Genomic DNA, 4,521 nt, shown 5'->3' on the forward strand with positions numbered 1-4,521 from the left:
CGCGTTGCTGGTGCTGAAAAACACCGGTTCGATCAAGTCGAAATCGCCTTCCTGCTGCATGCGTTGCATCAGGACGCTGCCGACCATGCCGCGCCAACCTACGAGACCTACGTTCATGACTTCAAACCCTTCGAATTGGACACTTCCCCGCATCTTTGCCCGCAGTGACCGCGCGGGGAAGATGGGCGGGCACGACGGACGATCAGCGCTTCGTGATCGTTTTCGGGGTAATCGCTTTGATGAGCGTTGTGGCGATGATGGCGAACTCGATCACACGGGCCGTTGTGCCGTGCTGTTTGGAAATCGAGGAGATTTGGGAGATCTGAGCCATCGCGACAATATACACGAAAACCGCAATCGAGCCAGGGCGATTGCCCCAGCTGGCCATACCTGAGCGGGTTACACGCGAATTGGCCCACTTCCGGCCAATTCGCGCTTTATGACCTTTCAAAAAGCCGCTCTAAATCCGTTCGAAGACGAGATAAATGCCTCCATCTCCGAGTGCTTACCACCTGAACGCGCGATGTCCGCGCGCCCTAAATCAGCCTTTTACAACGCGGCCACGACGGCATCGCCCATCGCCACGGTGCCGACCTGCTTGCAACCCGGCGTGAGAATGTCGCCAGTGCGATAACCCTGCTCGAGCACCTTCTTCACCGCGGTTTCAATCCGATCGGCCTGCTCGACCTTGTTCAGCGAATAGCGCAACATCATCGCGGCGGAGAGAATCGTAGCGAGCGGATTGGCCACGCCCTTGCCGGCGATATCGGGTGCGGAGCCGTGCGACGGCTCGTACAAGCCCTTGTTGTTCTTGTCGAGCGACGCCGACGGCAGCATGCCGATCGAGCCGGTCAGCATGGCCGCCTCGTCGGACAGGATGTCGCCGAACATGTTGCCGGTCACGATCACGTCGAACGACTTCGGCGCCTTCACGAGTTGCATTGCCGCGTTGTCGACGTACATATGCGACAGCTCGACATCCGGATATTCTTTCGACACGTCGATCATCACGTCCTTCCAGAACTGCGACGTTTCGAGCACATTGGCTTTGTCGACCGACGTCAGCTTCCTCTCGCGCTTTTGCGCCGCCTGGAAGGCGACGTGCGCAATGCGACGCACTTCCGGCTCCGAATAGCGCATGGTGTCGAAGCCTTCCTTTTCGCCCGCAAACAGGCCATCGGGTGACGTACGCACACCGCGCGGCGCGCCGAAATAGATGTCCCCGTTCAGTTCGCGCACGATCAGGATGTCGAGACCCGAAACGATCTCTTCCTTCAGCGAAGACGCGCCCGTGAGTTGCGGATAGCAAATCGCCGGACGGAAGTTCGCGAACAGTTCGAGATGCTTGCGCAGGCCGAGAATCGCCTGCTCCGGGCGCAATGCGCGTTCGAGCTTGTCGTATTTCCAGTCGCCGACCGCCCCGAACAGGATCGCGTCGGCCTGCTTCGCGAGCGCGAGCGTCGAATCAGGCAGCGGGTGGCCCTTCGCCTCGTAGCCCGCGCCGCCCACCGGCGCTTCTTCGAGTTCGAATTTCTCGCCCAGCACGTTCAGGACCTTGACGGCCTCCTTGACGATTTCGGGACCGATGCCGTCGCCCGGCAACACTGCGATCTTCATGCGAATTCCTTGATGATTTTTTCGAGACTTTTAAGCGCAAACCGGCGCGCACACGCGCGAACCCCGCGTAGTCAGCGCTTTAACCGACGATGCGATGATTGAGCCACGGCTGCTTCGCCAAACGCTCCGCTTCGTACTGACGAATCTTGTCCGCGTGACGCAGCGTGAGCCCGATATCGTCGAAACCGTTCAGCAGGCAGTACTTGCGGAATGCCGCGACTTCGAATGGATATTCGGTGCTGCCGTCCGCCGTGCGCACGACTTGCACTTCGAGGTCGATGGTCAGCTGAAAACCGTTGAATGCGTAGGTTTCGTTGAACAGATGATCGACCTGCTGTTCGGTCAGCACGATCGGCAGCACGCCGTTCTTGAAGCAGTTGTTGTAGAAAATGTCGGCGAAGCTCGGCGCGATCAGCGCGCGAAAGCCGTATTGCTGCAGCGCCCAAGGCGCGTGCTCGCGCGAGCTGCCGCAACCAAAGTTCTTGCGCGCGAGCAACACTGAAGCGCCCTGATAACGCGGCTGATTCAGCACGAAATCCGGGTTCAGCGGCCGTTTCGAATTGTCCTGCCCCGGCTCGCCGTGGTCGAGATAACGCCATTCGTCGAACGCATTCGGACCGAAACCGGTGCGCTTGATCGACTTCAGGAATTGCTTCGGAATGATCGCGTCCGTGTCGACGTTCTCGCGATCGAGCGGCGCCACGACGCCGGTGTGTACGATGAATTTATCCATGACGCTTGCGCCTGTTCAAGACCGGGCGATGCGAGTGGCGGCCGAAAAGCTCGCGCCGCATCGCCGGCAAAAATCAAAAACCGCCTGTTAGATAACCTGTCGCTCAGCGACGCGATTCAGGTTCTTCACCCGCGATTTACCCAAGCCTGCGAATATCGACGAAATGGCCTTCGATCGCCGCGGCCGCGGCCATCGCGGGGCTCACCAGGTGGGTACGGCCACCGGCGCCCTGACGACCTTCGAAATTACGATTCGACGTGGACGCGCAACGCTCGCCCGGTTCGAGCCGGTCGGCATTCATCGCGAGGCACATCGAGCACCCCGGCTCGCGCCATTCGAAGCCGGCGTCGGTAAAGACCTTGTCGAGGCCTTCGCGCTCCGCTTGCGCCTTGACGAGACCCGAACCCGGCACGACCATCGCCAGACGGATGTTCGACGCGACGCGACGGCCGAGCTTCTTCACCACATAAGCCGCGGCGCGAATGTCTTCGATACGCGCGTTGGTGCACGATCCGATGAAAATCTTGTCCGGCTTGATCGACTCGATCGGCGCATTCGGCTCGAGCGCCATGTATTTGAGCGCGCGTTCTATCGCGTCGCGCTTGACCGGATCTTTCTCGCGCTCGGGATCCGGCACACGGCCGTCTACCGGCATGACCATTTCAGGCGATGTACCCCACGTGACCTGCGGCACGATGTCCGCGGCGTTCAGTTCGACCACGCGATCGAAATGCGCGCCTTCGTCGGACTTGAACTGCTTCCAGTACTCGACCGCGTGATCCCACTCGACGCCCTCCGGCGAGAACGGACGGCCCTTCAGGTACTCGATCGTGGTGTCGTCGACGGCGACCATGCCGGCGCGCGCGCCGGCTTCGATCGCCATGTTGCAGACGGTCATGCGGCCTTCCATCGACAGCGCGCGAATCGTCGAGCCGCCGAATTCGATCGCATAGCCGGTGCCGCCGGCCGTGCCGATCTTGCCGATGATCGCGAGCACGATGTCCTTCGCGGTGCAGCCGCGCGGCAGTTGGCCCTCGACCTTCACTAGCATGTTCTTGCTTTTCTTCTGCAACAGCGTTTGCGTGGCCAGCACATGCTCGACTTCCGACGTGCCGATGCCGTGCGCGAGCGCGCCGAACGCGCCATGCGTGGACGTGTGCGAGTCGCCGCAGACGATCGTCATGCCCGGCAGCGTGGCGCCCTGCTCCGGCCCGATGATGTGGACGATGCCCTGGCGCAGGTCGTTCATCTTGAATTGGGTGATGCCGTAGGCGTCGCAGTTGCTGTCGAGCGTGTCGACCTGCAGCTTCGAGACCGGATCGGCGATGCCGTGGCTGCGATCGGTGGTCGGCACGTTATGGTCGGACACCGCCAGGTTTGCGCTGATGCGCCACACCGGACGTTGCGCGAGCTTCAGGCCTTCGAACGCCTGCGGACTGGTCACTTCATGCAGCAGGTGACGGTCGATGTAGAGAATCGTGGTGCCGTCGTCTTCCGTGTGGATCACGTGTGTGTTCCACAATTTGTCGTAGAGAGTCTGTGCCATGGTATGCGGGGTAGTAGTGACTGCGCGCTGAGTGTGTCGATCGATTATGCCACGCAGCGCCGCGCCGCGGGCTTCTCAAATGCGCGAAAAACCGATAAAAAACAGTAGGTTGGGTGGTAGTGGCGATACCTGTATGGGTGTTACCCGGCAACTGCGGCGATCGCCTGAAAGTGCCCGTAACGATCAGTTTTCGCCGGTACGCTCGCCGGCCTCACATCGATTCTCTAGCGCTGTCGTTGTATGGCCATGGCTTTGTCGGATCATTTCATCCCGCCGGTTCCAGACTGAGTATTGGAAGGTCGCGCTCGTGCGTGCGCGACGGCGCCATGCGTAGCTGCGCAACAATGGCTGCGACAACAATGCAAAACGCCCCAGCGTTGACCCGCTGGGGCGTTTTTCACTCAGATGCAGCAGTGGCTTCGCGGCGAACACCTGCTACGAGCCACGCGAATCAAACACGCTTAGCGCTGTTGAATCGGCTTCGCTTCACGCAGCGTTGCGCCGATATACAGCTGACGCGGACGGCCGATCTTCTGCTCCGGATCGGCGATCATTTCGTTCCACTGCGCGATCCAGCCGACCGTGCGTGCCATCGCAAAGATACAGGTGAACATCGACGTCGGGA

5 protein-coding genes and 1 pseudogene are annotated in these 4,521 nt (G+C 60.6%); all 6 read right to left on the minus strand.

What is annotated here, in order from left to right; all coding sequences use genetic code 11:
* Nucleotides 1-117, minus strand: a pseudogene (locus VGH68_RS26455) (aspartate-semialdehyde dehydrogenase); the annotation flags it as partial.
* Nucleotides 118-202: 85 nt separating this feature from the next.
* Nucleotides 203-388 carry a hypothetical protein gene (locus tag VGH68_RS26460; RefSeq protein ID WP_331606673.1) on the minus strand — a complete coding sequence of 62 codons (186 nt, stop codon included), beginning with the start codon at nt 386-388 and terminating at the stop codon, nt 203-205.
* A gap of 161 nt (nt 389-549) precedes the next feature.
* On the minus strand, nt 550-1,617 hold the full coding sequence (leuB, locus tag VGH68_RS26465; RefSeq protein ID WP_331606675.1) for a 3-isopropylmalate dehydrogenase: 1,068 nt from the start codon (nt 1,615-1,617) through the stop codon (nt 550-552).
* Between the two features lie 79 nt (nt 1,618-1,696).
* On the minus strand, nt 1,697-2,350 hold the full coding sequence (leuD, locus tag VGH68_RS26470; RefSeq protein ID WP_331606676.1) for a 3-isopropylmalate dehydratase small subunit: 654 nt from the start codon (nt 2,348-2,350) through the stop codon (nt 1,697-1,699).
* Nucleotides 2,351-2,486: 136 nt separating this feature from the next.
* The gene (leuC, locus tag VGH68_RS26475) at nt 2,487-3,896 is read right to left on the minus strand and encodes a 3-isopropylmalate dehydratase large subunit (protein WP_331606677.1); all 1,410 of its coding nucleotides are present in this window, start codon (nt 3,894-3,896) and stop codon (nt 2,487-2,489) included.
* A 461-nt stretch (nt 3,897-4,357) separates the two neighbouring features.
* On the minus strand, nt 4,358-4,521 hold a 164-nt coding region (locus VGH68_RS26480; RefSeq protein ID WP_331606678.1), incomplete at its 5' end, for a citrate/2-methylcitrate synthase.

It is taken from the genome of Paraburkholderia sp., assembly GCF_036488505.1.
Lineage (GTDB): Bacteria > Pseudomonadota > Gammaproteobacteria > Burkholderiales > Burkholderiaceae > Paraburkholderia.

Bases quoted from the DNA above. Each gene is read 5' to 3' on its own strand.
- VGH68_RS26460 (WP_331606673.1), bottom strand. From the start codon at position 388: ATGGCCAGCTGGGGCAATCGCCCTGGCTCGATTGCGGTTTTCGTGTAT.
- leuB (WP_331606675.1), bottom strand. From the start codon at position 1,617: ATGAAGATCGCAGTGTTGCCGGGCGACGGCATCGGTCCCGAAATCGTC.
- leuD (WP_331606676.1), bottom strand. From the start codon at position 2,350: ATGGATAAATTCATCGTACACACCGGCGTCGTGGCGCCGCTCGATCGC.
- leuC (WP_331606677.1), bottom strand. From the start codon at position 3,896: ATGGCACAGACTCTCTACGACAAATTGTGGAACACACACGTGATCCAC.